Raw genomic sequence first — 25,496 nt, forward strand, 5'->3', positions numbered from 1 at the left:
ACCCTTGTCTCATGGCCCTCGATCGTGACCACGTGCTGCGCAGCGCGGCCGCCCTGCTGACCCGCAAGTCCACCGCGACCATGGACGAGGTCGCCAAGGCCGCCGGGATCAGCCGGGCCACACTGCACCGCCGCTTCGCCGGCCGCGACGCGCTCGTACGGGCGCTGGAATCGCTCGGCATCGCCGAGTGCGACGCCGCGCTGGACGCCGCCCGGCTCGACGAGGGCCCCGCCCGGGACGCCCTGCGCAGGTTCGTGCGGGAGATCGAGTCCGCCGCCGGACTGCTCGCCTTCCTCTACACCGAGAACCAGCTGTTCGAGGGCGAGGAGCAGAACGAGGGCTGGTCCCGGATCGACGACCGCATCTCCGCCCTGTTCCGGCGCGGCCAGCTGAGCGGCGAGTTCCGCATCGACCTCACCCCGGCCTGGCTCACCGAGGCGCTCTTCGGCCTGCTGGCCTCCGGCGTCTGGGTCGTACAGAGCGGCAAGGGCGCGCCGAAGGACTTCCACCACATGACCGTCGAGCTGCTGCTCGGCGGCGCACTACGGAGAGAGGAATCATGACCAGCACCCTGCGGCCGGCGTTCGTGACGCGGGAGGCGCGGGAGCGTCCGGGCCGCTGGCTCGCGCTGTCCGTCCTCGTGCTCGCCGTGCTGCTGGTGGCCGTCGACGCGACCGTCCTCGGCCTCGCGACCCCCTACATCAGCGAAGACCTCAAGCCGTCCGGCACCCAGCTGCTGTGGATCGGCGACGTCTACTCCTTCGTCATCGCCGGTCTGCTGGTCTCCATGGGCAGCCTCGGCGACCGCATCGGCCGCAAGCGCGTCCTGCTCGGCGGCGCCACGGCGTTCGGCGCGATATCCGTCCTCAACGCCTACGCCGGCACGCCCGAACTGATGATCCTCGCGCGGGCGTTGCTCGGCGTCGCGGGCGCCACCCTGATGCCCGCCACCCTCGCCCTGATCCGCAACCTCTTCCCCGACCCGCGCGAGCGCAGCCTCGCCGTCGGCGTCTGGGGCGCCACCGCCTCCGCCGGCACCGCCCTCGGCCCCCTCGCGGGCGGCTTCCTGCTGGAGCACTTCTGGTGGGGCTCGGTGTTCCTGATCAACCTGCCGGTCATGGCCGCCCTCGTCCTCGTCGGCAGCCGGCTGCTGCCCGAGTCGAAGAATCCCAGCCCCGGCCCCTGGGACCTGACCAGCGTCGTCCTGTCGCTGGTCGGCATGATCGGCACGGTGTACGCGGTCAAGGAGGCCGCGGCACACGGCGTGCGGTGGCAGGCCCTGGCCGTCGGCCTGCTGGGCGCCGGCGCCCTGTACGGCTTCGTCCGCCGCCAGCTCACCATGCCGGTCCCGCTGCTGGACATGCGCCTGTTCCGGCAGCGCGGCTTCAGCGGCGCCGTCCTCGCCGACCTGCTGACCGTGCTGGGCATGTCCGGGCTGGTGTTCTTCCTCTCCCAGTACCTGCAACTGGTCCAGGGATGGCGCCCGTTCCAGGCGGGCCTGGGTGAGCTGCCCGGCGGCGTCGGCGCGGTCGCGGCCGGTCTGGTCGCGGGCCGCGCGGCCCGCCGCTTCTCGGTCCGCGCCGTCGCCTCGGGCGGCCTGGCGGCGGTCGGCATCGCCCTGGCCGCGCTCACCACCCTGAGCCGGTCGACGGGTTACCCGGTCCTCGGCGCCGCGCTCCTGGTCGTCGGCATCGGCGCCGGCCTCTCCTTCACGGTCACCGCCGACGTGATCCTCTCCAGCGTGCCCAGGGAACAGGCGGGCGCCGCCTCCGCGGTCTCGGAAACGGCGTACGAACTGGGCGCCGCCCTCGGCATCGCCCTCCTCGGCACGATCGTGACGGGCGTCTACCGGGACTTCACGGGCCCGGCCGGCACCCCGGAAGCGGCACACGAGTCACTGGGCGCGGCCGTGCGGGAGGCGGCGGGCCTGCCCGCACCGACGGCCCAGGCCCTGCTCGACGCCGCCCGGGAGTCCTTCGTGCACGGCCTGCGACTCGCCTCCGGCGTGGGGGCGGCGGTCCTGCTGGCAACGGCGGCAGCGGCATGGTTCCTGCTGAAGGGCCAGAAACTGGAAACCGCCGCCGCCCAGGGGCGACACCCTGAGGTCTAGGCCGCCTTCGCCTTGGTCGCGTACATGTCCACGTACTCCTGCCCCGACAGCCTCATGACCTCGGCCATCACCGAGTCGGTCACGGCCCGCAGCACATAGCGGTCCCGGTCCATCCCCTCGTACCGGGAGAACTCCATCGCCTCACCGAAACGAACGGTGACCTTGCCCGGCCGGGGAATCCCCGCCCCGCCCGGCTGCAGCTTGTCCGTGCCGATCATCGCGAAGGGAACCACCGGCGCACCGGTCATCAGCGTCAGCCGCGCGATACCGGTGCGCCCCCGGTACAGACGGCCGTCGGGCGACCGGGTCCCCTCGGGGTAGATCCCGAAGACCTTTCCCTCCTCCAGGATCCGGCGTCCGGTCATCAGCGCCGCCACGCCCCCGCTCGCCCCGTCCCGGTCGACCGGGATCATGCCGACGCCGGTGAAGAACCACGCCATCAGCCGGCCCTTGAAGCCCTTGCCGGTGACGTACTCGTCCTTGCCGATGAAGAAGACCTGACGCTTCGTCACCACGGGCAGCACGATCGAGTCGATGAAGGTGAGGTGGTTGCCGGCCAGGATGACGGGACCGTCCCCCGGGATGTGCTCCGCGCCCTCCACCTGTGGGCGGAACATCAGGCGCATGATCGGTCCGAGCACTGCCTTGATGAGCGCGAAGCGGGACAACGGGTCCTCCGATGTCGAGGGTCGGTATGAGTCTGTGCAGGTGAGGACATTACTCGCGGCTCCGGGGGAAGCGCACATCGAGCGCCGCCGGTTCACCGAGGTCTTACGTACTGTTGACGCGGGTTTACCTGCGGTGGCGTGCCGGAGCCCACGGTGACACCCCGGCGGCGATGTGACGGACGTCGCGGGGAGGCCTCCCCGCGCGCCTACCCGCCGCACGCCGGCCGATGCCCCGCCCCGCCCGCCGATCCGACGGACCGTCACCTCTCGCCGCACTCCCGACACACGGCATCACCCGCGTGTTCGAACCTGGGTCTCCCGCCCGTCATGCGCGCGCCCCTACGATCGGCGCGCACTGGACGGGCGAACGGCAGGAGGCGCTCATGGACACCCACGAGTCGGACGAGCGGAAGCGGACCACCGGACGGCGGGCACTGCTCGGCGCCGCGGTGCTCGGCGCGGGCACGGCGGTCCTCGGGCTGCCCGCGACGGCCGAGGCCACGGCGGCGGCCGGCCACGGCGGACGGGGCCTGAAGAGCCTGCCGGTACCCACGGTCATCGGCCACCGCGGCGCCAGCGGCTACCGCCCCGAGCACACCTTCGGGTCGTACGACCTGGCCCTCGACCTCGGCGCCGACGTCGTCGAGGCGGGCGACCTGGTGCCCACCAGGGACGGCCACCTGGTGTGCCGGCACGAGCCGGAGATCGGCGGCACCACGAACGTCGCCGACCACCCCGAGTTCGCCGGCCGCAGGACCACCAAGGTCCTCGACGGCGTCTCCACCACCGGCTGGTTCACCGAGGACTTCACGCTCGCCGAACTGAAGACGCTGCGCGCGATCGAACGGATCCCGGCCAACCGCCCGCACAACACCCTCTACAACGGTCGCTGGGAGATCCCCACCTTCGAGGAAGTCCTGAAGTGGCAGGACGAGCAGACCCGCAGGCGCGGCAGGCAGGTGTGGATCTACCCCGAGACCAAGCACCCCACCTACTTCCGCAAGCTCGGTCTCGGCCTGGAGGAGCGGGTGGCGAAACTGCTGCACAAGTACGGCAAGGACGGCCGCAACTCGCCGGTCATCCTGCAGTCCTTCGAACCGACCAGCATCCAGAAGCTGAACCAGCTGGTCGACAACCCCCTCGTCGTCCTGCTCTCCACGGCCGACAGCCGCCCCTGGGACTTCGTCGAGGCGGGCGACCCGCGCACGGTGGCCGACCTGATCACCCCCAAGGGCCTGCGGGAGATCGCCGGTTACGCGCAGGGCATCGGCCCCACCCTCGACCTGGTCATCCCGAAGAACGCCGACGGCACCCTGGGCAGGCCGACGACACTCGTCGCCGACGCGCACAAGGTGGGCCTGGTCCTGCACCCCTACACCATGCGCAACGAGAACCCCTTCCTGCCCGCCGAGTTCCGCAAGGGCGCCGCCGTGGACGCCTACGGCGATCCCTTCGGCGCGTTCCGGACGTACTTCGCGACCGGCATCGACGGCGTCTTCACCGACAACGCGGACACCGCGGTGCTGGCCCGCGCCGACTTCGTCAACCGCTGAGCCCCGACCGACCCCGTTCGGGGTGACTGACGGCCGCCCGGCAACCCGGCCCCGGGCGGCCGCGTCGTTCCGCATATGACGCACCCCCTGGTCGCCACCCTGCGCCCCCTGCTCACCGCGGAAGCCGCCGCCGAGGCATATGCCTGCTCGGACGAGCCGGGCGACCTGGAACAGGCCGTCTGGCTGCGCCTGCTGGAGCGCCTGGAGAGCGACGGGCCGCCGCCCGATCCGCAGGAATGGCTGCGCCGGGCGGTGCGCGCCGAGGCCCGCCGCAGCCGTCGTACCACCCGCCTGGAGCGGCCGTACGGCACCGAGCCCGCCGACGACTCCCGCCCCGATCCCGAGCAGCTCGCCCTCGCCGCCGCCCGGCGCCGGGCCCTGCGCGACGCGGTCCGCCGGCTGCCCGGCCGCTGCCCCCGGCTGCTGGAGGCGCTGCTGTCCCCCCGGGACCTCACCTACCGCGAGATCGCGGGGGAGTTGGGTATCTCACAGGGCAGTCTCGGGCCGGAACGTTCCAGATGTCTGGGATGTCTGCGCCGATTGCTCACACCGGAGGTTGCGGCCCGCGAAGTGCGGGGATAGGAGTGGGGGACATTGGCGATCAGGTGAGCGGGAGGCGTGCGCACATGGGCATGAGCGTGACCATCTCGGTGGCGACCGAGCAGGACGCGGAGCAGATCTTCAAGCTCCAGTACCTGTGCTTCCAGAGCGAGGCGGCGCTGTACGGCAACTACCGCATCGATCCGCTCGTGCAGAGCCTCGACTCCGTCCGCCAGGAGGTCACCGCCGACTGTGTCTTCGTGGCCCGGCTCGGCGACGAGGTGGTCGGCTCGGTGCGCGGCCGGGTCGCCGAGGACGGCTCCGCCGCCATCGGTCGCCTCTGCGTCCACCCCCGTCTGCAGGGGCACGGCATCGGCGCGCGGCTGCTGCGCGCGGCGGAGGGGGCGCTGGCCCAGGAGCGGGGCGCCACCAGGTTCCGTCTGCACACCGGCCACCGCAGCGAGGGAAACCTGCGTCTGTACCGGCGGGTCGGCTACGAGACGGTGGGCACCTCCGAGGGCACCGACGGCGTACCGATGATCGTCCTGGAGAAGCCGGCGGGGACGTACGCCACTACGGCGTGACGGTCCCGCGCGCCCTGCGCAGCCAGTACAGGGCCGACAGCGGCAGCAGCACCGGGATGAACACGTAGCCCATGCCGTAGTCGGACCACACGGTCGCGTCCGGGAAGGCCGAGGGCTCCACCAGCGTCCACGTACCGACGATCAGCACACCCGCCAGCTCGGCGGCGCAGCACACCTGGGCCGCCCTGCGGGCCGTCTCGCCGCCGCGCACCAGGGTGTAGGTGATGAACCCGTACACCACGCCGGCCACCGCCGACAGCGAGTACGCCAGCGGTGCCCGGCCGAAGTCCGTGGCGATCTGGTACGCCGAGCGGGACACCGCGCCGACGACCATCACGCCGTAGAACCAGACGAGCAGCATGCCCGGCCCGCTGATCAGCCGGGTTCTGGCCGGCTTCTGTTCCGTGGTGCTCATCTCAGCCTCCCCAGATGTCGTACAGCCGCACTTCGAGCACCGCGAGCACCACACCGCCGGCGGCCGCCGTCACCGAGCCCCAGCGGGTCCGCTCGGCCAGCGACATGAGGCCCGCCGCCGGGACGCACGCGAAGGCGCCCAGCAGATACGCCACGAAGATCGTCGTTCCCTGCTCCGGCTTCCGGCCCCGGGCCAGCTGCACGATCCCGATCACCAGCTGCGCCAGGGCCAGCAGCGACACCACGGCCATCCCGATGAAGTGCCAGTCCTTGGTCGGCTGGTCCCGGTAGGCGGCCCAGCCGCACCAGGCGGCGAGCAGCAGCGCGGCGACACCGGTCACCAGTGTCAGGGCATTGAGCATGCGGCGACCTTAATACGGGCCAAAGGGGCCGAGGCCGCCGCCCCCGCCGCCGGGACGGCCACCGTGGCCTCGACCACAACCGTCCAGGACCGTCCAGCATGTGGACTTCGGGTTCTTGGTCGCTTCAATACGTCTGATTTACTGATCGCATGACCACGACGAGCTGCCGCATCCCTGCGACCGAGGCGACCCTGACGCCCGGTGCTCGTTGTACGTGTCGAATGCGCGCCTTCTAGAGGGCCCCCGCACCACCCCCCCGCTCGCGCCCCGAAGCGAGCCGCCGTGGCGCGTCCGTACGCCGTAGCCGTACGTGACCGAGCCGCCCGCGCATGACTTCCCTCCCGTACCAGGGCACACCCACGCCCGCGTACTCGACAGTGACGGAAACCCCCTGTGATCACGACATCAGGCCTGAGCAAGGTCTATCGCTCGCGCGGCCGTGAGGTCACCGCCCTGGACGGCGTCGACCTGCACGTGCGCGAAGGCGAGGTGTACGGCGTCATCGGCCAGTCCGGCGCCGGCAAGTCCTCCCTCATCCGCTGCGTCAACCTGCTGGAGCGTCCGACCGCCGGGACGGTCACCGTCGCCGGTCAGGACCTCACCGCCCTCGCCGGGCGCGGCCCCCGGGCCGGCCGGGAGCTGCGGCAGGCACGCAGCCGTATCGGCATGGTCTTCCAGCACTTCAACCTGCTGTCCTCGCGGACCGTCCAGGACAACGTCGAACTGCCGCTGGAGATCCTCGGCACGTCCGGCGGGGAGCGCTCGCGCAAGGCGCGGGAACTGCTCGACCTCGTCGGGCTCGCCGACAAGGCCAGGGCGTACCCCGCCCAGCTCTCCGGCGGCCAGAAGCAGCGCGTCGGCATCGCCCGCGCCCTGGCCGGCGACCCCAAGGTGCTGCTGTCCGACGAGGCGACCAGCGCCCTCGACCCGGAGACCACCCGCTCCGTCCTCCGGCTGCTGCGCGACCTGAACCGGCAACTGGGCCTGACCGTCCTGCTCATCACCCATGAGATGGACGTGGTGAAGTCGGTCTGCGACTCGGCCGCCCTGATGGAGAAGGGCCGCATCGTGGAGTCCGGCACGGTGAGCGAGCTGCTCGCCCAGCCCGGCTCCGAGCTGGCCTCCGCCCTCTTCCCGGTCGGCGGCGAGGCCACCGGCGAGGACCGCACCGTCGTCGACGTCACCTTCCAGGGCGAGGCCGCCACCCAGCCCGTCGTGTCCCAGCTCTCCCGCACCTACAACATCGACATATCGATCCTCGGCGCGGCCATCGACACCGTCGGCGGCCTGCAGATCGGCCGCATGCGCATCGAACTGCCCGGTCGCTACGAGGACAACGTCGTGCCGATCGGCTTCCTGCGCGAACGGGGCCTCGTCGTCGACGTCGTCGACCGCGCGGGCCGGCGGCCCGAGCCGGTGAAGGAGGGCGCCAAGTGACCTGGCCGGAGATGCAGCCCCTGCTGTCGCAGGCCTGTTGGGACACCCTCTACATGGTCGGCTGGTCCACGCTGATCGCCGTCGTCGGCGGGCTCCCGCTCGGCATCCTCCTGGTCCTCACCGACCGGGGCGGACTGCTCCAGAACGTCCTCGCCAACAGGGTCATCGGGCAGATCGTGAACGTCGCCCGCTCCATGCCGTTCATCATCCTGATGGTCGCCCTGATGACCTTCACCCGCTGGATCACCGGCACCACCATCGGCCGGGAGGCCGCCATCGTGCCGCTCGCCGTCGGAGCGATCCCGTTCTTCGCCCGCCTGGTCGAGACGGCTGTCCGCGAAGTGGACGGCGGGCTGGTCGAGGCCGTGCAGTCGATGGGCGGCAACACCTGGACGATCGTCCGCAAGGTCCTCGTACCGGAGTCCCTGCCGTCCCTCATCGCCAGCACGACCACCACGGTCGTCGCCCTCATCGGCTACTCCGCCATGGCCGGCACGGTCGGCGCGGGCGGCCTCGGCGACATCGCCATCCGCTACGGCTACCAGCGCTTCGAGACCCAGCTGATGTGGATCACGGTGGCCGTCCTCGCCGTCGTCATCTCCCTCATCCAGTTCGCCGGCGACTACGCGGCCCGCTCCCTGCACCGTCGCGGCGGCCGTTCCGGCCCGGCGCCGAAGCTCCGCCTCCTCAAGGCCGAGAAGCCGGCGACCGCGGACGCCGGCGACATCGCCTGAGCCCCCCACGAACGCCCCGCACCACCCACCGCGGGACCGCTCCACCCACAGGAAAGGCACTTTTCGTGCGTAACACCGCAAAGTTCAGCACCGCAGCCCTCGCCGCCGGAGCCCTCACCCTCGGGCTCACCGCCTGCGGCTCGGGCAGCGGCTCCGCCTCCTCCGACTACAGCGGACCGCTGGTCGTCGCCGCGAGCCCGACCCCGCACGCCCAGATCCTGGACTTCGTCAAGAAGAACCTGGCGAAGAAGGCGGGACTCGACCTGGAGGTCAAGGAGTTCCAGGACTACATCGTGCCGAACACGGCGACCGAGGACGGCTCGGTGGACGCCAACTACTTCCAGAACCAGCCCTACCTCGACGACTTCAACAAGAAGCGCGGCACCCACATCGTGCCCGTAGTCACGGTGCACCTGGAGCCGCTCGGCCTCTACTCCCACAAGGTCAAGAAGGCCGACGCGCTGAAGAGCGGCGCCACCGTCGCCGTCCCGAACGACGCCGTCAACGAGGCCCGCGCCCTGAAGCTGCTCGCGGCCGACGGGCTCATCACGCTCAAGGACGGCGTGGGCGACGAGGCGACCCCGCAGGACATCGCCAAGAACCCCAGGAACCTCAAGTTCAAGGAGGTCGAGGCCGCCCAGACGCCGCGCTCCCTGGACGACGTGGACGCCGCGGTGGTCAACGGCAACTACGCCATCTCGGCCGGACTCAAGCCCGCCAAGGACGCCCTCGTCCTGGAGTCCGCGAAGAACAGCCCCTACGGCAACTTCCTCGCGGTCAAGAAGGGCAACGAGAAGGACCCGCGTGTACGGAAGCTGGCCAAGCTCCTCACCTCCCCCCAGGTGAAGAAGTTCATCGAGGACAAGTACCAGGGCTCGGTCATCCCTTCCTTCTGAGCCCATACCACCACGCACCGGGTCCGCTCCCTCACGGGGAGTGGACCCTGTGGTGCGGTCCGGTGCCCGCATGCTGCATGCTGGGCAGTTCAGCAGGCCCTGACGGTCACCCAGCAAATCCAGAAGTCTACGGAGCGGCGCATGACTGGCACCTTCCCCAACATCTCCATCAGCACGGAGCGGTTGGTGCTGCGTCCCCTCGACGAGGACGACGCGCCCGCGCTGGCCGAGATGATGAACGACGAGCAGGTCGGGGCCTGGACCGCCGTCCCGCAGCCCTACACCGAGGCACAGGCCCACCGCTGGATCACCCGGTACGCGCCCGCCGAGCGGGCCGCCGGCCGCGGCGTCGACCTCGCCGTCACCGAGTTCCTCACCCAGCGCCTGGTCGGCATCGTCCAACTCGCCAGGACCGACTGGCACGTACGCTCCACCGAACTGTCGTACATCACCGCCCCCTGGGCCCGGGGCGAGGGCTACGCCTCCGAGGCCGCGCTCGCCACCGCCCAGTGGCTGCTGGGCGACCAGAAGTTCGAGCGCGTCGAACTGCGCACCGCCGCCGACAACACCGCCTCCCAGCAGGTCGCCCAGAAGATCGGCTGCATCAGTGAGGGCGTCCTGCGCGGCGCCTGTATAGCCCGGACCCGCACCGAGGACGGTGCCTGGACCGAGGTGCGCACCGACTACATCGTGTGGAGCCTCCTGCCGGAGGACCTGGAGGGAGCCGGCGACGAACTGGCCGACTCCGGGGGTTTTACGTCGTTCTCCGACTGGAACTGACGACACCGGGGCCCCGCGCCCCCACGGCCGCCGCGCGCCCAGCACCACCACCGGGTACGCTCACGAGGCCCGCCCTCGGGCCCGCTACCTGGACGACCTGAGAAAACCCTGGAGACTGACGACGATGGCCGATCGGGTCACGGTGATCGGCTGGGACGGCTCGCCGCTGACCGACACGGCACGCGCCGCCCTCGGCGCCGCCACCCTCGTCGCGGGCGCGGCCCACCACCTGGCGCTCCCCGAGGTACCACGCACCGCCGAGCGCATCCGCCTCGGCAGCCTCGCCCTGGCCGCCCGCCGCATCGCCGCCCACCGCGGCACCGCCGTCGTGCTCGCCGACGGGGACCCCGGCTTCTTCGGAGTCGTGCGGACCCTGCGCGCGCCCGAGTTCGGCCTGGAGGTCGAGGTCGTCCCGGGCGTCTCCGCCGTGGCCGCCGCCTTCGCCCGCGCCGGAATGCCCTGGGACGACGCCCATGTGGTCGTCGCGCACCGGCGCACCCTGCGCCGCGCGGTGAACGTCTGCCGCGCCCACACCAAGGTCGCCGTCCTCACCTCGCCGGGCGCCGGCCCCGCCGAACTCGGCCTGCTCCTGGACGGCGTCCACCGCACCTTCGTCATCTGCGAGGAACTGGGCACCGAGCGCGAACAGGTCAGCGTCGTCACCTCCGACAAGGCCGCCGACCACACCTGGCGCGACCCCAACCTCGTCATCGTCATCGGCGGCCCCACCGGACCCGGTGCCGCCGGCGAGGACGGCGGCTGGATCGCCGGCCGCGACCCGGGCGCGGGGCCGCGCGGCTGGGTGCTGCCCGCCGAGGTGTACGGCGGCGGACTCGGCGAGGGCGAGACGGACCTGCTCCGCTCCGCCCAACTCGCCCGCCTCGGCCCCCGCGTCGGCGACCTGGTCTGGGACATCGGCTGCCGCTCCGGCGCCTTCGCCGCCGAGGCCGCCCGTGCCGGAGCGGCCGTCATCGCCGTCGACCGGGACCCGGAGGCCTGCGCCCGCACCGAAGCGGTCGGCCGTCACTTCGGGGTCCAGCTCCAAGTCGTCCACGGCACCGCCCCGCACGTCCTGGAGGACCTGCCCGAACCGGACGTCGTACGCGTCGGCGGCGGCGGAGCGGCCGTGGTCCTCGCGGTCGCCGACCGGCGCCCGCAGCGCATCGTCACGCACGCCGGGACCCGCGACGAGGCCGAACGCGTCGGCCGTGACCTGACCGAGCACGGATACCGGGTCGAGTGCGCCCTGCTGCAGTCCGTCGAACTCGACACCCGGGCCTGGACGGAGACCGAGCGGAACGTCGCGTTCCTGCTCAGCGGGGTTCTGGCCGAGCGCGCCCCGTGATCCTGTTGTCGTACCGCGCGCGGTAGGCTGGCCGATCGTTGTACCGCACCAGGTGACCCGGAAGTTCGTTCGTCAATGTCCGGAAAACCCGCCTCTTTTGGGGTGGGTGTGGTACGGCAGAACCCGAGGACGCGCAACGTGGCGCAGTCCACAGCGGGCAGTCGCGGGTCACGCTGTCGCGACGGCGGAACGGCCGGGACAATGCCACTGAATGGCTTTGTCGCCATTTCCGGCGGGTCGTTCGTGCCGCTGGGCACGCACGCTCGTTCTTCACTGGGGCGGTCGGTGCGCCGTTCCGGGTGAGCTGGTCGTAGGAGCACTAACCGATGGGCGAGGGGTACGCATGACCGACACCGGCCAGGTCCCGGCCGAGGGGCTGCCGGAGAGCGCAGGCATGGTGGAACAGCCGGGCGTTGCCGCGCACGGCGCGTACACCTACCTCTCCGAGTCTCCCGCCGAGGACGAAGACCTGCTGCTGCCGGGCGCCCAGGGCGCATGGGGCAACGAGGTCCCGCCGCCCGCCCCGGAGCCGGTCGTCGAGACCGTCCACGAGCCGGGCGCGCACGAGGCGGGCGGCCGCGACAGCGGTTCCGTCGACCTCAGCGGCGTCCGCCTGCCCGACACGGGACCGGTGTCCGTCCCGCCGTCCCCCATCCTCTCCGCGCCGCACGACCCGACGGCGGCCCCGCCGACCCCGCGCCGGCCCCTGCACCTCGGCCCGCCGATCCCGGACGCCTCCGCCAGCCCGGTCCGCTCCCTCGCCGACCGCGGCCCGGCCGGCGCGCCGGTACGGCAGCCGGGCCCGCCGTCGGCCGGTCCCGAGTACCTCGACGTGCCCGCCCACCTCGCTCCGCAGAGCGCGGCACCCTGGGGTGCGGCGCCGGTGGCCCAGGTGGCCGTGCAGGCCCCGGCTGCCGAAACGGTTGCTCCAACGGTGCAGGCCGCTCCCGCTGTTCCGGCGGCTCCAGCGGCCGCGCCCGTCGCGGTCACGGAAGCGGTCGCCGACGCGGCCGGTGCCGCGCAGGCGGCCGTGGCACGGCTCGCCACGCAGACACAGACCACCGCCGCGGCGGCGCCGGCCGAGCAGGCCGCCCGGGCGCAGGAGGACGCGGCGCCGGCCGAGCAGGTCGTGCACGGCCATGACGGGGTGTACGCCGGGGCTGTTCCGACGCCGCAGGGCGCGCCGGCCGAGACCGCTTCCGTCGCCGTGGTGGCGGAAGCCGCCGACGCGTCGGCCGCGGAGGTCCCGGGCGTGCCCGAGACGCCGGTCGGCGGGGAGGGACCCGTGCCCGCCCAGGAGCCGGCGGAGCGGACCCCGCAGGCCGAGACCGGGCCGCCGCAGGCGGTACCGGAACAGGTCGTACCCGAGCAGGCGGTGTCCGAGCAGGCTGCGCCCGAGCAGGTCGTGCCGGAGCACGCGGTGCCGGAGCACGCGGTGCCTGAGCACGCGGTGCCGGAACAGATCGTGCCGGAACAGATCGTGCCGGAACAGGCTCCGCAGGTGCCGGAGGCCGTTCAGGTGCCGGAGGCCGTTCAGGTGCCCGAGGGCGCCCAGCCCGCCGAGGGGGGCCAGGTCCCGGCGCAGCCCGTCGAGGCGGTGCGACCGGAGGCCGTTGCAGAGGCTGTCGACGCGGGCCACGCGCCGGTGCAGACCGTGGAGACCGTGGAGGCGGTCGTGCAGGCCGCCGACGCCGTGCAGCCGGAGGCCGCCGCGCAGGTCGCCCCTGACCAGGTGCCGGTCGAGGCCCCCGCGGTCGCGCAGCCGGCTCCGGTGGGCGACGCCGGCCGGCCGCAGTCCCCCGACCCGGCGGTCCCGGCGCCCGCTCCGGAGGCCGTGGCAGCCCAGCCGCCCGCCGCTGAGGCCCCCCAGCACATGCCCGTCCCCGAGCCCCACGTGCAGCCGCAGGAGCCGGAGGCCACCGCGGCCGTACCGGCTGCGGACGCCGTACCGGCTCCGGACGCCGTACCGGCCGCACCCGACGCCGAACCCACCGCACCTCCCGCCGACGTCATCGCACCCCCCGCCGGTGGCGTCCCGCCCCAGCCCGTGGAGGTCGCCGACCCCGCCGCGCAGGCGCAGGGTCCGCAGCTCGGTCACGGTCACGTCGATCAGCACGCCCAGGCCGCCACCCTCGTCCCCGAGCCGGCGCCCACCGCCGAGGTGATCCCGGAGGCCGCCGTTCAGGCCGAACCGGCCGCCACCGACGTCACCGCGCAGGTGGCCGCCGAGGCCGCCCCGGCGAACCCGGCCCCGTCGGCGCCGGAGCCCGAGCAGCCGCTCGGTCAGTTCGTCGCCGTGGAGGGCTCGGTGCCGACCCCCCCGCAGCTCGCCCCGATCCCGCCGCAGCCCCAGGGACTGCCCGCGCAGGAGCAGGGCGAGGTTCCGCCGGAGGTCACCGCGACGGTCCCCGCACCCCGCGAGGCGGAACCCGCCCAGGCGGCGACCGCCCCGGCCGCGCCGGCCGAGGGCCCCGCCCCCGATGTCGTACAGCACGCGGAGGACCTGGACACCAGGGCCGCCGACCAGGAAGAGAGCACGGCCGCAGTGGCAGAGGCACGACAGTCCACCGGCCCGGCCGCACCCGGCTACGACGACGCCGAGCGCGAGGCCGTCCTGCGCGTGATGCGCGAGCGCCGTGACATCCGCAACGGCTTCCGCGCCGACCCGATCCCGCACGAGGTGCTGCTGCGTGTCCTGGAGGCCGCCCACACCGCGCCCTCCGTCGGCCACTCGCAGCCGTGGGACTTCGTGGTCATCCGGTCCGCCGACACCCGGCGCACCATGCACGAACTGGCCATGCGGCAGCGCGAGGCGTACGCCAAGTCCCTTCCGAAGGGCCGCGCCAAGCAGTTCAAGGAACTGAAGATCGAGGCGATCCTCGAGACGCCGGTGAACATCGTCGTCACCGCCGACCCGACCCGCGGCGGCCGCCACACCCTCGGCCGGCACACCCAGCCGCAGATGGCGCCGTACTCCGCCGCGCTCGCGGTGGAGAACCTCTGGCTCGCCGCGCGCGCCGAGGGCCTCGGCGTCGGCTGGGTCAGCTTCTTCGACGAGCGCGAGATGGTCCGCGCCCTCGGCCTGCCCGAGCACCTCGAGGTCATCGCCTATCTGTGCGTGGGCTACGTCGACGAGTTCCCGGACGAGCCCGAGCTGATGCAGGCCGGCTGGTCCAAGCGCCGGCCCCTGTCGTGGGTGGTGCACGAGGAGACGTACGGTCGTCGCGCGCTGCCCGGCGAGGACCCGCACGACCTGCTCGCCGAGACCGTCGCCGGCATCCGCCCGCTGGACGCCAAGGCGCTCGGCGAGGCCTGGGAGCGGCAGAAGCGGATGACCAAGCCGGCCGGCGCGCTCGGCATGCTGGAGATCATCTCCGCGCAGCTGTCCGGACTGTCCCGGCAGTGCCCGCCGCCGATCCCCGAGCCCGCCGCCGTCGCCATCTTCGCGGGCGACCACGGCGTCCACGCCCAGGGCGTCACCCCCTGGCCGCAGGAGGTCACCGCCCAGATGGTGGCCAACTTCCTCGGCGGGGGAGCGGTCTGCAACGCCTTCGCCGGCCAGGTGGGCGCGGAGGTGTGCGTCGTCGACGTCGGTGTCGCCGCCGACCTCCCCGCCACGCCCGGCCTGCTGCCGCGCAAGATCCGTGCGGGCACGTCCGACATGACCACCGGCCCCGCGATGACCCGCGAAGAGGCCAAGGCGGCCATCGAGGTGGGCATCGAGACCGCCCGTGACCTGGTGGCGGCGGGCAACAAGGCACTGCTGACGGGCGAGATGGGCATCGCCAACACGACGGCGTCCGCCGCGCTCATCTCCGTCTTCACCGGCGCCGACCCCACCGAGGTCACGGGCCGGGGCACCGGCATCAACGACGAGACCCTGGCCCGCAAGACCGAGGTCGTCCGCCGCGCCCTGGAACTCCACCAGCCGGACCCAGCCGACCCGATCGGCGTCCTCGCGGCCATCGGCGGCTTCGAGCACGCGGCCATGGTCGGCCTGCTCCTCGGCGGCGCCTCGCTGCGTACGCCGGTGATCCTGGACGGCGTCAGCGCCGGCGCCGCCGCGCTGGTCGCCCGCGCCATCGCCCCCGAGGTCCTCGCCGCCTGCATCGCCGGCCACCGCAGCGCGGAGCCCGGTCATGTCGCGGCCCTGAACAAGCTGGGCCTGCGCCCCCTGGTCGACCTCGACCTCCGCCTCGGCGAGGGTACGGGCGCGCTGCTGGCGCTGCCTCTGGTCCAGAGCACGGCGCGGGCCATGCACGAGGTGGCGACGTTCGACTCGGCGGGAGTGACCGAGAAGTAGGTGCCGCAGGGGAGGGCGGTCCGGCTGTTCAGCTGCCGGACCACCCGTGCCCCGTGCCCTGCCCACAGCTAAAATCCGCACGTCAGGGCCGCTCCGACGGTGCAGCGCGCCCACCACACAGCTGCACGAGGAGCCGCCCCTCATGGCCGAACACCCCGCCTATCCCGTAGGCCTCCGCCTCACCGGCCGCCGCGTGGTCGTCCTCGGCGGCGGCCAGGTCGCCCAGCGCCGCCTCCCGGCGCTCATCGCGGCGGGCGCGGACATCGTGCTCGTCTCCCCGGAGGCGACCCCCTCCGTGGAGGCGATGGCGGACGGCGGCGAGATCGCCTGGCTCAGGCGCCCCTACGCGGACGGCGACCTCGCCGAGGCCTGGTACGCGCTCATCGCGACCAGCGACCCCGAGGCCAACTCCCTCGCCTCCGCCGAAGCGGAGCGGCACCGCGTCTGGTGCGTCCGCTCCGACGACGCCGACGCCGCGACCGCATGGACCCCGGCCACCGGCCACAGCGAGGGCGTCACGGTCGCCGTCCTGACCACCGACGCGCGCGGTCGCGACCCCCGCCACACCGCCGCCATCCGCGACGCGGTCGTGGCGGGCCTGCGCGACGGCACCCTCGTCGCCCCGCACCACCGCACCCGCACGCCCGGCGTCGCGCTGGTCGGCGGCGGTCCGGGCGACCCGGACCTGATCACGGTGCGCGGCCGCCGGCTGCTCGCGGAGGCCGACGTCGTCATCGCCGACCGACTCGGCCCGCGCGACCTGCTCGCCGAACTGCCGCCGCACGTCGAGGTGATCGACGCGGCGAAGATCCCGTACGGCCGGTTCATGGCCCAGGAGGCCATCAACAACGCGCTGATCGAGCACGCGAAGCAGGGCAAGTCCGTCGTACGGCTCAAGGGCGGCGACCCCTTCGTCTTCGGCCGGGGCATGGAGGAGATCCAGGCGCTCGCCGACGCCGGGATCCCCTGCACGGTCGTCCCCGGCATCTCCAGTTCGATCTCGGTGCCGGGCGCGGCGGGCATCCCGGTCACCCACCGGGGTGTCGCGCACGAGTTCACCGTGGTCAGCGGCCATGTCGCCCCCGACGACGAGCGCTCCCTGGTGGACTGGCCGTCGCTGGCCAGGCTGACCGGCACCCTCGTGGTCCTGATGGGCGTCGACAAGATCGGGAAGATCGCCGAGACGCTCGTCGCGCACGGCAAGGCCCCCCAGACTCCCGTGGCCCTGGTCCAGGAGGGCACCACGGCCGCCCAGCGCCGGGTCGACGCGACCCTCGCCACCGTCGCCGAGACCGTCCGCGCGCAGGAGGTGAAGCCGCCCGCGGTCATCGTCATCGGCGAGGTCGTCGGAGTCGGGCCCGGCCCGTCCGGGCGACCGTCCGAGTAACCGCGGGTAACACAACCGTTCCGAGCCGTTGGCACCACACCCAGGACAAGGCAGTATCACCCTGTGGCCGATCTCATCACCGTTGAGGACCCCGCCGACCCGCGTCTGCGCGACTACACGGGCCTGACCGACGTCGAGTTGCGCCGCAAGCGCGAACCGGCCGAGGGCCTGTTCATCGCCGAGGGCGAGAAGGTCATCCGGCGGGCCAAGGAAGCGGGCTACGAGATGCGCTCGATGCTGCTGTCGGCCAAGTGGATCGATGTGATGCGGGACGTCATCGACGAGCTGCCGGCTCCGGTGTACGCGGTCAGCCCGGACCTCGCCGAGCAGGTCACCGGCTACCACGTGCACCGCGGCGCCCTCGCCTCCATGCAGCGCAAGCCGCTGCCCACGGCGGCCGAACTGCTGCGCTCGGCCCGCCGGGTGGTGGTCATGGAGTCGGTCAACGACCACACCAACATCGGCGCGATCTTCCGCTCGGCCGCCGCCCTCGGCATGGACGCCGTACTGCTCTCCCCGGACTGCGCCGACCCCCTCTACCGCCGCAGCGTGAAGGTCTCGATGGGTGCGGTCTTCTCCGTGCCGTACGCCCGCCTGGACAGCTGGCCCAGGGGCCTGGACTCGGTCCGGGAGGCCGGGTTCACGCTCCTCGCGCTCACCCCGGACGAGAAGGCCAGGAGCCTCGACGAGGCCGCCCCGCACCGGATGGACCGGGTCGCCCTGATGCTCGGCGCCGAGGGCGACGGCCTGTCCACCCAGGCCCTGGTGGCCGCCGACGAATGGGTCCGCATCCCGATGTCCCACGGCGTCGACTCCCTCAACGTGGGCGCGGCGGCGGCGGTCGCCTTCTACGCCGTGGCCACGGGCCGGCCGGAGGCCTGAGTCCCCTCGGGCCCCTGGACGCGAGGCGGCGCCGTACGGCTCTCCTCACTGCTGGTCCTGCGGGAACGGCAGCCGTGCCGGGGCGTCGACGCCCTGCGTCGGCTCGACGACCCTGGCCGGACCGCCCAGCCCGTGCGGCGGCCCCTGGCAGCCCTGGGCCAGCGCGATACCGAGGGCGACCAGCAGGGTCACCACGACGAACACGAACAACCGCTGCCGCAGCAGCCGCGGATTCGCCGGGCGCCGCCCGGTGCCCGTGGGGCGCGGTGCCGGACGCCCCGTGCCGCTGCGCGGACCGGGACGGGTGCCGTTGCCGGAGCGCGAGCCACCGCGCGGGGCCGGGGTGAGACGCGCCCCGGCCGGCCGGCCGCCGCCGGCTCCGGCGCGCGAGGCGCCGCCCCCGCGCGCGGGCGAGCCGCCACGCGCCGGACCGCCACCGCGCGGCACCGGAGTGCCGGGGGAGGACTGCGTACGCCGCTGGGTCCGCTGCGGATCCGGATAGGTCTCCATGAGCCGTCCGGTGGGCCGGTCCGCCTCCCCGGCACGCGGCGCGGGCGGCCGTACGTCGTTCAGGCCCTGGGCCTCGCGGGCCGCGATCTCCTTGAGCCGCAGCGACAGTTGGAGCGTGCTGGGCCGCTCCTCCGGGTCCTTGGCCAGACAGGCCCGCACGAGCGGAGCGAGCGCGTCCGGAACACCGAGCAGATGCGGTTCCTCGTGCACCACCCGGTACAGCATCACCTCGGAACTGCCGTGCCCGAAGGGCGAGTCGCCGGTCGAGGCGTACGCCAGGGTCGCGCCGAGGGAGAACACGTCCGTGGCCGGGGTCACCGCGGCGCCCCGCACCTGCTCGGGCGCGAGGAAACCGGGGGAGCCCACCGCCGTACCGACGTGGGTGAGGGTGGAGGCACCGGTCGACCAGGCGATGCCGAAGTCGATGATCCGGGGCCCCTTGGGGGACAGCAGGATGTTGGACGGCTTCAGGTCCCGGTGCACCACGCCGGCCTCGTGCACCGCGACCAGCCCCTCGGACAGGGCCGCGCCGATCGCCGCCGCCTCGGCCGCGAGGAGCGGACCCTCGTCGGCGACCTTGTCGTGCAGGGAGGGACCGGGGACGTACTGGGTGGCGAACCAGGGCCGGTCGGCGTCCAGGTCCGCCGCGACCAGCCGCGCGGTGCACCCGCCCCGGATGCGCCGGGCCGCCGAGACCTCACGGGCGAAGCGGGAGCGGAACTCCTGGTCCTCCGCCAGATCCGGCCGGATCACCTTCAGCGCGACCCGCTGCCCCTTCTTGTCGGAACCGAGATAGACCACGCCCATCCCGCCCGCGCCGAGCCGTCTGTGAAGCCTGAACGAGCCGACGACGCGCGGGTCCTCGCGCCTCAGGCGCATCATCGCCATGTTCATCCCCGCTGCCCGGTCCGTGTGACGTGGCACAGCTTACGTTTCCACGGCCCGCCGCGCGCAGAGGCCGCGCCCTCTCCGGCCGATGGATTGTCCGTGCGGGGCGGCGGACTTGAGGAGTGGTCAGGAAGGCGCCGTACACGGTGGCTTTGGGGCAGCCGTGGTTCCAACCGGCTGTCCGGGCAGGGGGATTGGAAACATGAGGGGTCGCGGCGTGGAGACGGTCGTGGACGTCGGCGGCATCGCCCGGACGTACCTGGTGGTGGCGGTCGTGGGCGGCCGCCGGGTGGCGTCGGCGGTGCGCCGTAGTGCGGTCGAAGTGAGCGAAGTCACTCGCCGGGGCCCCCAGCGGCCGGGGCCCGTGAGGGCGGCCCGGAAACACCCTGAGGGCCGGGCGGGCCCTCAGGGAAGACCCCGAGACCCGGGGCCGCGTCTCCACCCAGGGGAGTAGACCGCAGGTGGCGGCTCATCCTCCGGGAGGCCCGGCAATCGGTACGAGGGCATGACGACCCCCGCCCCCCACGAGCCTAGATTTGAGGTCAAGCGGCGGGTGCAGCACTCGTCCCCCGAGGTCAGACACTCGCCGCTGCCGACGACAACCGAAAAGGTCAGGAGAGGGACCATGGCCCACCCGGCACCGCGGACACTGCTTCGCACCCAGGGGCGCACAGCGCTCCGCCCCCGCCGTACGGGCCGCCGCCACCCCCTGGTGGCGACGCTCATGGCCCTTCCCCTGGCGGCCCTGCTCCTCGTCGTCTTCGACGGCTGGGACACGGTGGCCACACAGGCGTCGTCCGTGGGAGTGATGCTGGGGCGCTGAGCGGCGACCCCAGGCCCGGAAGAGCGGTCCGGGCGGGGACATCCATCCATGAAACCCCGTGGGGACGGGGGTACGGCGGACGGCACAAATGCCGGCGCAGCTGGGGAGCTGCGCCGGCATTAACCTTTTTCCGGCAGGGGCGGCGACGGGCGACGAGGTCCCGCCCGGGGGCGGCCAAGCCGTGGCAGGGGCGGTCAGGTCCCGGGCAGGGAAGGGCGACCGGGCGGGACGGCCGCCCCGCGCCCCCCTCCTCCCGCCGTCCCCCAGTCGAGAGACCCGAGTGACCCCAGACCTGCCGACGCGGCTGACCGCGAAGGTCCGAGCCGCCGCCCACCCCGGCGGAGCCGAGTGCGCCTGCGCCGCGGGGACCCTCGCCCACCGGTCCGACGTCACCGTCGTCCGTCACGCGGACACGGTCGCCAAGGCCCATGCCCCGGACACCGCCCCCACCGACCTGGCCCTCCGTCTGGCCACGGCCGCCCGCCTCCCGGACATCCTCCTGGCCCCGCTCTCCGAGACCCCGGCCTACCTCGACGACCGCCTGGTCACCCTCTGGCCGTACGGCACCCCCGTCGACCCCGACGTCCCGGACGCTGCCCCCTGGGAAGCCGCCGCCGTCCTCCTCGCCGGTCTCCACCGGGCCCCGGTCCCCGCCGCCTCCGCTCCGCCCGTCATGCGCGGCCCCCTGAAGGCCGCCCACGCCGTCGCCCGCCTCCGCACAGCCGTGACCCGGCACGCCCACCCCGCCGCACAGCCCGTCCTGGGCGCCTGGGCGGCCCTGCCGGCCTGGGCCCGCGCGGAGGCGCCCATGCCGGGCCCGGCCGCCCTTAGCCACGGCGACCTGCACCTCGGCCAGCTCGTCCGGCACCCGGCACCGTACGGCCCCTGGCGGCTGATCGACGTGGACGATCTCGGCACCGGCGTACCGGCCTGGGACCTCGCCCGCCCCGCCGCCTGGTACGCCTGCGGACTCCTCCCGCCCGACGAGTGGACCCGTTTCCTGACCGCCTACCGCGCGGCCGGCGGCCCGGCCGTACCGGCGCACGGCGATCCCTGGCCCGCGCTGGACGTCCCGGCCCGGGCCCTGACCGCCCAGACCGCGGCCCGCGCCCTCACCAAGGCGCTCACCGTCGGCCGCCCGCTGGACGAGGTGGAGCGGGCCCTGGTGGACGGCTGTGCCCGAATGGTGTCGGTACCCGCGCAGTTGGCGCCCGGATCCCCCGCGTAGGGTGCAACCGACCGGGTCCGGACGGAGTCTGTCCTGGGGAAACACGAAGCAGGACCGAACGGCGAGGAGTTGAGCCGAGCATGCAGTGTCCGAAGTGCCATGCGCCGATGCACACCTACAACCGCAACGGCGTCCAGATCGAGCAGTGCAGCGGCTGCCGCGGCATCTTCCTCGACTACGGCGAGCTGGAGGCGCTGACCCGTCTGGAGTCCCAGTGGTCCCAGCCCGTCCCGCCGCCCCCGCCCGCCCCGCAGGCGTACCCGGCCCCGCCCGCCCCCGCCTGGGGCGCCCCGCACGGCGGCCACCAGGGAGGCCACTACGGCGGCCATGGCGGTCACGGCGGACACCACCGCCACAAGAGCTTCGGTCACATGCTGTTCTCGTCCTGACGCCGACTCCGCCGCTGCCGCGGACACGACGAAGCCCCCGGCCGTGGGTACGGGCCGGGGGCTTCGGAATGCGTGGACGATACTGGGATTGAACCAGTGACCTCTTCCGTGTCAGGGAAGCGCTCTCCCGCTGAGCTAATCGTCCGGGGGTGCCGCGTGCGCGATACTGGGATTGAACCAGTGACCTCTTCCGTGTCAGGGAAGCGCTCTCCCGCTGAGCTAATCGCGCGGGTCCGGATCTTGACCGAAAGTACCGGAAGATCCAGTGGACGATACTGGGATTGAACCAGTGACCTCTTCCGTGTCAGGGAAGCGCTCTCCCGCTGAGCTAATCGTCCTTGGAGGTGGAGACGGGATTTGAACCCGTGTAGACGGCTTTGCAGGCCGTTGCCTCGCCTCTCGGCCACTCCACCAGGAGTGCAGGGGACCGGGAAGACCCCTTCTTCCTTCGAGCGGACGACGAGGCTCGAACTCGCGACCTCAACCTTGGCAAGGTTGCGCTCTACCAACTGAGCTACGTCCGCCTGTCGTTTCGGTTCGCTCACGCGTCCCGGCGACGTGTTGAACTCTAGCGGATTCCCGGGCCAGCACAAAAACGCGTTTGCGCAGCGTGCTGCGGTGCGCTCCGGGGACGACGTGGTCAGGGCCGCCCCGGGGACACGTCCGGGTCGCCCCGGGGACACCCGCCATAGACTCGACCACGTGCGCGACCTCCCTCTTGACGTCCCCTCCGGCCCCTCCGAAGGCCTGCCGCCCCTCGCCCGCTTCGGCGGCCGGGTCGCCACCGGCCTCCTCGACGTCACCGGTGACCCGGCCGCCCTGGAGTCCACCGGCTTCTGGGCGGTCTGCGCCGACTTCGAGGGCGGGCTCACCTGCGCCCGCTTCGCGGACGTGCGCGAGGAGCCGGTGCCCGCCCCGGTGCCGGGCTCCTGGCACGGCCCGGCCGTGGGCGACTGGACCTCCTCCCTCGACCGCGCCGCGTACACGGCGGGCGTCCGCCGCATCCGGGAGCACATCGCGGCCGGCGAGGTCTACCAGGCCAACCTGTGCCGTGTGCTCAGCGCCCCGGTTCCGCCCGACGCCGACGTGGACGCCCTGACCGCGCTGCTGGCGCGCGGCAACCCGGCGCCGTACGCAGGAACGATTCGCCTGCCGGGGTACGGCGTGGAGGCGGCCACCGCCTCGCCCGAACTGTTCCTGCGGCGCAGCGGCCGGAGCGTCGAGTCGGGCCCCATCAAGGGCACCGGACGGACCGAGGCGGACCTCCTGGAGAAGGACTACGCCGAGAACGTGATGATCGTGGACCTGGTCCGCAACGACATCGGGCGTGTCTGCGCCACCGGCAGCGTCAGCGTCCCCGACCTGTGCGCCGTCGAGAAACACCCGGGCCTGGTCCACCTGGTGTCGACGGTGCGCGGCGAGCTGCGCGACGGCGCCGGCTGGCCCGAGCTGCTCGCCGCCGCCTTCCCACCGGGCTCGGTCACCGGCGCGCCCAAGTCGAGCGCCCTCAGGATCATCGACGCCCTGGAGACCGCGCCGCGCGGCCCGTACTGCGGCGGCATCGGCTGGGTGGACGCCGACCGGGGCGTCGGCGAGCTGGCCGTGGGCATCCGCACCTTCTGGATCGACCGTGCGGACGGTGTCCTGCGCTTCGGCACCGGCGCCGGCATCACCTGGGGTTCCGACCCGGAGGGGGAGTGGCGCGAGACCGAGCTGAAGGCGTCCCGGCTGCTCGCGGTAGCGTCGGGAGAGTACGACGAGAGCGGAGGGGGTCCTTCATGAAGATCTGGCTGGACGGCGAGCTGCGGGACATGGAGTCCGCGCGTGTCTCCGTCTTCGATCACGGCCTGACCGTGGGAGACGGCGTCTTCGAGACGGTGAAGGCGGTCGACGGGAAGCCGTTCGCGCTCACCCGCCACCTCGACCGGCTGACCCGCTCGGCCCGTGGCCTCGGTCTGCACGACCCCGACCACGACGAGGTCCGCCGCGCCTGTACGGCCGTCCTGGCGGCCAATCCGATGCCGCTGGGCCGGCTGCGCATCACCTACACCGGAGGTCACGGTCCTCTCGGCTCCGACCGCGGCGGTCACGGCCCGACCCTGGTCGTCGCCCTGGGCGAGACCAGCCGCCGGCCCGACTCGACCGCCGTGATCACGGTCCCCTGGACCCGCAACGAACGCGGCGCGCTCACCGGCCTGAAGACCACGTCGTACGCCGAGAACGTCGTCGCCCTCGCCCGCGCCCACCAGGAGGGCGCCTCCGAGGCGCTGTTCGCCAACACGGTCGGGCAGCTGTGCGAGGGCACGGGCTCGAACGTCTTCGTCGTCCTGGGCGGCGAGATCCACACGCCGCCGATCGCCTCCGGCTGCCTGCCCGGCATCACCCGGGCCCTGGCCGTGGAGTGGATCGGAGTCCGCGAGAGCGACCTGCCGCTGGAGGTCCTGGCCGGGGCCGACGAGATCTTCCTGACCTCCACGCTGCGGGACATCCAGGCCGTGCACCGCGTCGACGACCGCGAACTGGTCCCCGCCCCCGGCCCGGTGACCGCCAAGGCGATGCGGATCTTCGAGGAGCGAGCGGGCCAGGACCTGGATCCCTGAGGATCGGGAGCGGGAGACGGGCGGTGCGGTGGCGGTGGTGCCGGTGCGAGTGCCCGGTGCCGTGCCGGTGCGGGGGCCGTTGCGGTCGGCGCTGCGATGGGGTGAGCGCCGTGGTCGGGTGAGCGCCGTGGTCGGGTCCGGCGCGGTCGGGGCGCGGCGGCCGTGACCGGGTGCGTATCCGGCTGATCGGATGCGGCGGTCAGGGTAGAACACTGATGATGACCACGACCCTGCGGCCGACCGAGCCGCTCCAGCGCGATGCCGGCGGGGCACTGTCCCGCCACTTCCAGGTGTGCGTGAACAGCCGTCCCGTCGGAGCGGTACGGCTCTCCACCCACCCCGACTTCGGGTCCGCCGTCGCCCGGATCCAGGACCTGCGCATCGAGGAGCCTGACCGCGGGCGGGGCCGGGGCGCCGTCGCCGCCCTCGCCGCCGAGGAGGTGGCCCGCGGCTGGGGCTGCCGCATGGTCGAGATCGCGGTCCCCGCCGACGCCCCGGCTGCCCTGCGCCTCGCCACGGCACTCGGTTACGTCCCCCGCAACCGCGGCATGCGCAAACATCTCGGCGGTACGGCGCCCGAACTGCCCCCGGGCACCCGGAGCAGACCGCTGACCCGGGACGAGTACGGGTCCTGGCGGCGGCACGGCATCGAGGGATACGTCCAGAACTGGGTGATGCGCGGCGTCCCCGAGGCCGAGGCCCTGGCCAAGGCGGAACGGGACACCGACCGCTTTCTGCCGCAGGGCCTGGCCACGCCGGGCACGCTGATCAGCGTCCTGGAACATGACGGCGCCCGCGTCGGCACCCTGTGGCTCGGCTTCACCGACGAGTTCGCGTACGTCTACGACGTCGAGACCGACGAGGCCTCCCGCGGCCGGGGCCACGGCCGCTCGCTGATGCTGCTGGCCGAACAGCAGGCCGTGGCCGCCGGGAAGCGCGCCCTCGCCCTCAACGTCATGGCCGGCAACACGCGGGCGGAGCGCCTGTACGAGTCCCTCGGCTATCTGCCGGTGAGCTGCACCATGTACAAGAACCTGATCTGAGGCCCGAGTCCGGGGCCGAG

23 protein-coding genes and 5 tRNA genes are annotated in these 25,496 nt (G+C 73.2%); 19 read left to right on the top strand and 9 right to left on the bottom strand.

The features are described from left to right. Positions 1-11 precede the first annotated feature (11 nt). Together ACFYMM_RS23840 and ACFYMM_RS23845 are read left to right on the top strand one after the other, a co-directional pair. Positions 12-563 carry a TetR/AcrR family transcriptional regulator gene (locus ACFYMM_RS23840; RefSeq protein WP_388389753.1) on the top strand — a complete coding sequence of 184 codons (552 nt, stop codon included), beginning with the start codon at positions 12-14 and terminating at the stop codon, positions 561-563. Next, on the top strand, positions 560-2,110 hold the full coding sequence (locus tag ACFYMM_RS23845; protein ID WP_388389756.1) for an MFS transporter: 1,551 nt from the start codon (positions 560-562) through the stop codon (positions 2,108-2,110). The genes ACFYMM_RS23840 and ACFYMM_RS23845 overlap by 4 nt, the downstream gene beginning before the upstream one ends. On the opposite strand, the gene ACFYMM_RS23850 is transcribed toward ACFYMM_RS23845, so the two are convergent. Further along, positions 2,107-2,778 carry a lysophospholipid acyltransferase family protein gene (locus ACFYMM_RS23850; protein ID WP_388389759.1) on the bottom strand — a complete coding sequence of 224 codons (672 nt, stop codon included), beginning with the start codon at positions 2,776-2,778 and terminating at the stop codon, positions 2,107-2,109. The two genes, ACFYMM_RS23845 and ACFYMM_RS23850, sit on opposite strands and share 4 nt — an antisense overlap. A 383-nt stretch (positions 2,779-3,161) precedes the next feature. On the opposite strand from ACFYMM_RS23850, the gene ACFYMM_RS23855 reads away from it, so the two are divergent. The 3 genes from ACFYMM_RS23855 to ACFYMM_RS23865 all read left to right on the top strand — a co-directional run bounded on the left by ACFYMM_RS23855 (position 3,162) and on the right by ACFYMM_RS23865 (position 5,455). Further along, a complete protein-coding gene (locus ACFYMM_RS23855; RefSeq protein ID WP_388389761.1) occupies positions 3,162-4,331 on the top strand; it encodes a glycerophosphodiester phosphodiesterase in 1,170 nt (389 codons plus the stop codon). A 75-nt stretch (positions 4,332-4,406) separates the two neighbouring features. Continuing rightward, the gene (locus ACFYMM_RS23860) at positions 4,407-4,913 is read left to right on the top strand and encodes a sigma-70 family RNA polymerase sigma factor (protein WP_388389763.1); all 507 of its coding nucleotides are present in this window, start codon (positions 4,407-4,409) and stop codon (positions 4,911-4,913) included. Positions 4,914-4,957: 44 nt separating this feature from the next. Beyond that, positions 4,958-5,455 carry a GNAT family N-acetyltransferase gene (locus ACFYMM_RS23865; RefSeq protein ID WP_388389765.1) on the top strand — a complete coding sequence of 166 codons (498 nt, stop codon included), beginning with the start codon at positions 4,958-4,960 and terminating at the stop codon, positions 5,453-5,455. On the opposite strand, the gene ACFYMM_RS23870 is transcribed toward ACFYMM_RS23865, so the two are convergent. Both ACFYMM_RS23870 and ACFYMM_RS23875 read right to left on the bottom strand, forming a co-directional pair. After that, positions 5,445-5,870, bottom strand: a complete 426-nt coding sequence (locus tag ACFYMM_RS23870; RefSeq protein WP_388389767.1) for a hypothetical protein — start codon at positions 5,868-5,870, stop codon at positions 5,445-5,447. The genes ACFYMM_RS23865 and ACFYMM_RS23870 overlap by 11 nt on opposite strands. Position 5,871: 1 nt before the next feature. Then, positions 5,872-6,231 (bottom strand): hypothetical protein, encoded by a 360-nt coding sequence (locus ACFYMM_RS23875; RefSeq protein WP_388389769.1) that lies wholly within the window; start codon positions 6,229-6,231, stop codon positions 5,872-5,874. Between the two features lie 393 nt (positions 6,232-6,624). On the opposite strand from ACFYMM_RS23875, the gene ACFYMM_RS23880 reads away from it, so the two are divergent. The 8 genes from ACFYMM_RS23880 to ACFYMM_RS23915 all read left to right on the top strand — a co-directional run bounded on the left by ACFYMM_RS23880 (position 6,625) and on the right by ACFYMM_RS23915 (position 17,995). Beyond that, a complete protein-coding gene (locus ACFYMM_RS23880; protein WP_388389771.1) occupies positions 6,625-7,668 on the top strand; it encodes a methionine ABC transporter ATP-binding protein in 1,044 nt (347 codons plus the stop codon). Beyond that, a complete protein-coding gene (locus tag ACFYMM_RS23885; RefSeq protein WP_388389773.1) occupies positions 7,665-8,402 on the top strand; it encodes a methionine ABC transporter permease in 738 nt (245 codons plus the stop codon). The genes ACFYMM_RS23880 and ACFYMM_RS23885 overlap by 4 nt, the downstream gene beginning before the upstream one ends. A 65-nt stretch (positions 8,403-8,467) precedes the next feature. After that, entirely contained in the window at positions 8,468-9,298 is an 831-nt protein-coding gene (locus tag ACFYMM_RS23890; protein WP_388389775.1) for a MetQ/NlpA family ABC transporter substrate-binding protein, read from the top strand. Positions 9,299-9,439: 141 nt separating this feature from the next. After that, positions 9,440-10,078: a GNAT family N-acetyltransferase gene (locus ACFYMM_RS23895; protein WP_388389777.1), complete on the top strand. Its 639-nt coding sequence runs from the start codon at positions 9,440-9,442 to the stop codon at positions 10,076-10,078. A 124-nt stretch (positions 10,079-10,202) separates the two neighbouring features. Beyond that, the gene (cbiE, locus tag ACFYMM_RS23900; RefSeq protein ID WP_388389779.1) at positions 10,203-11,423 is read left to right on the top strand and encodes a precorrin-6y C5,15-methyltransferase (decarboxylating) subunit CbiE; all 1,221 of its coding nucleotides are present in this window, start codon (positions 10,203-10,205) and stop codon (positions 11,421-11,423) included. Between the two features lie 343 nt (positions 11,424-11,766). After that, positions 11,767-15,726 carry a nicotinate-nucleotide--dimethylbenzimidazole phosphoribosyltransferase gene (gene cobT / locus ACFYMM_RS23905; protein WP_388389781.1) on the top strand — a complete coding sequence of 1,320 codons (3,960 nt, stop codon included), beginning with the start codon at positions 11,767-11,769 and terminating at the stop codon, positions 15,724-15,726. Positions 15,727-15,868: 142 nt separating this feature from the next. Continuing rightward, a complete protein-coding gene (cobA, locus tag ACFYMM_RS23910; RefSeq protein ID WP_388389784.1) occupies positions 15,869-17,113 on the top strand; it encodes a uroporphyrinogen-III C-methyltransferase in 1,245 nt (414 codons plus the stop codon). Between the two features lie 63 nt (positions 17,114-17,176). Further along, positions 17,177-17,995 (top strand): TrmH family RNA methyltransferase, encoded by an 819-nt coding sequence (locus ACFYMM_RS23915; protein ID WP_388389786.1) that lies wholly within the window; start codon positions 17,177-17,179, stop codon positions 17,993-17,995. A 45-nt stretch (positions 17,996-18,040) separates the two neighbouring features. On the opposite strand, the gene ACFYMM_RS23920 is transcribed toward ACFYMM_RS23915, so the two are convergent. Continuing rightward, the gene (locus tag ACFYMM_RS23920; protein ID WP_388390077.1) at positions 18,041-19,399 is read right to left on the bottom strand and encodes a serine/threonine-protein kinase; all 1,359 of its coding nucleotides are present in this window, start codon (positions 19,397-19,399) and stop codon (positions 18,041-18,043) included. A gap of 619 nt (positions 19,400-20,018) precedes the next feature. On the opposite strand from ACFYMM_RS23920, the gene ACFYMM_RS23925 reads away from it, so the two are divergent. The 3 genes from ACFYMM_RS23925 (at position 20,019) to ACFYMM_RS23935 (ending at position 21,833) form a co-directional block, all read left to right on the top strand. Next, positions 20,019-20,216 (top strand): hypothetical protein, encoded by a 198-nt coding sequence (locus ACFYMM_RS23925; RefSeq protein ID WP_388389788.1) that lies wholly within the window; start codon positions 20,019-20,021, stop codon positions 20,214-20,216. Positions 20,217-20,496: 280 nt separating this feature from the next. Next, positions 20,497-21,444: a phosphotransferase family protein gene (locus ACFYMM_RS23930; protein WP_388389789.1), complete on the top strand. Its 948-nt coding sequence runs from the start codon at positions 20,497-20,499 to the stop codon at positions 21,442-21,444. Positions 21,445-21,524: 80 nt separating this feature from the next. Continuing rightward, positions 21,525-21,833, top strand: coding sequence for a zf-TFIIB domain-containing protein (locus ACFYMM_RS23935; RefSeq protein WP_388389791.1), 309 nt, complete (start codon positions 21,525-21,527; stop codon positions 21,831-21,833). A gap of 73 nt (positions 21,834-21,906) precedes the next feature. Here ACFYMM_RS23935 and ACFYMM_RS23940 read toward each other — a convergent pair. The 5 genes from ACFYMM_RS23940 to ACFYMM_RS23960 form a co-directional block, all read right to left on the bottom strand. Then, a tRNA-Val gene (locus ACFYMM_RS23940) sits at positions 21,907-21,978 on the bottom strand. Between the two features lie 12 nt (positions 21,979-21,990). Continuing rightward, a tRNA-Val gene (locus tag ACFYMM_RS23945) sits at positions 21,991-22,062 on the bottom strand. Positions 22,063-22,099: 37 nt separating this feature from the next. Continuing rightward, positions 22,100-22,171 (bottom strand) — tRNA-Val (locus ACFYMM_RS23950). Between the two features lies 1 nt (position 22,172). Further along, a tRNA-Cys gene (locus ACFYMM_RS23955) sits at positions 22,173-22,246 on the bottom strand. Positions 22,247-22,284: 38 nt separating this feature from the next. Next, positions 22,285-22,357 (bottom strand) — tRNA-Gly (locus ACFYMM_RS23960). 178 nt (positions 22,358-22,535) lie between these two features. Here ACFYMM_RS23960 and ACFYMM_RS23965 point away from each other — a divergent pair. The 3 genes from ACFYMM_RS23965 (at position 22,536) to ACFYMM_RS23975 (ending at position 25,476) form a co-directional block, all read left to right on the top strand. Continuing rightward, entirely contained in the window at positions 22,536-23,615 is a 1,080-nt protein-coding gene (locus tag ACFYMM_RS23965) for a chorismate-binding protein (protein ID WP_388389793.1), read from the top strand. Then, complete coding sequence (locus ACFYMM_RS23970; RefSeq protein WP_388389794.1) at positions 23,612-24,433, top strand: aminotransferase class IV; 822 nt, start codon at positions 23,612-23,614, stop codon at positions 24,431-24,433. The genes ACFYMM_RS23965 and ACFYMM_RS23970 overlap by 4 nt, the downstream gene beginning before the upstream one ends. A 215-nt stretch (positions 24,434-24,648) precedes the next feature. After that, entirely contained in the window at positions 24,649-25,476 is an 828-nt protein-coding gene (locus ACFYMM_RS23975; protein WP_388389796.1) for a GNAT family N-acetyltransferase, read from the top strand. Positions 25,477-25,496: the final 20 nt, after the last annotated feature.

This window comes from Streptomyces sp. NPDC006739 (assembly GCF_042869815.1).
Taxonomy (GTDB): domain Bacteria; phylum Actinomycetota; class Actinomycetes; order Streptomycetales; family Streptomycetaceae; genus Streptomyces.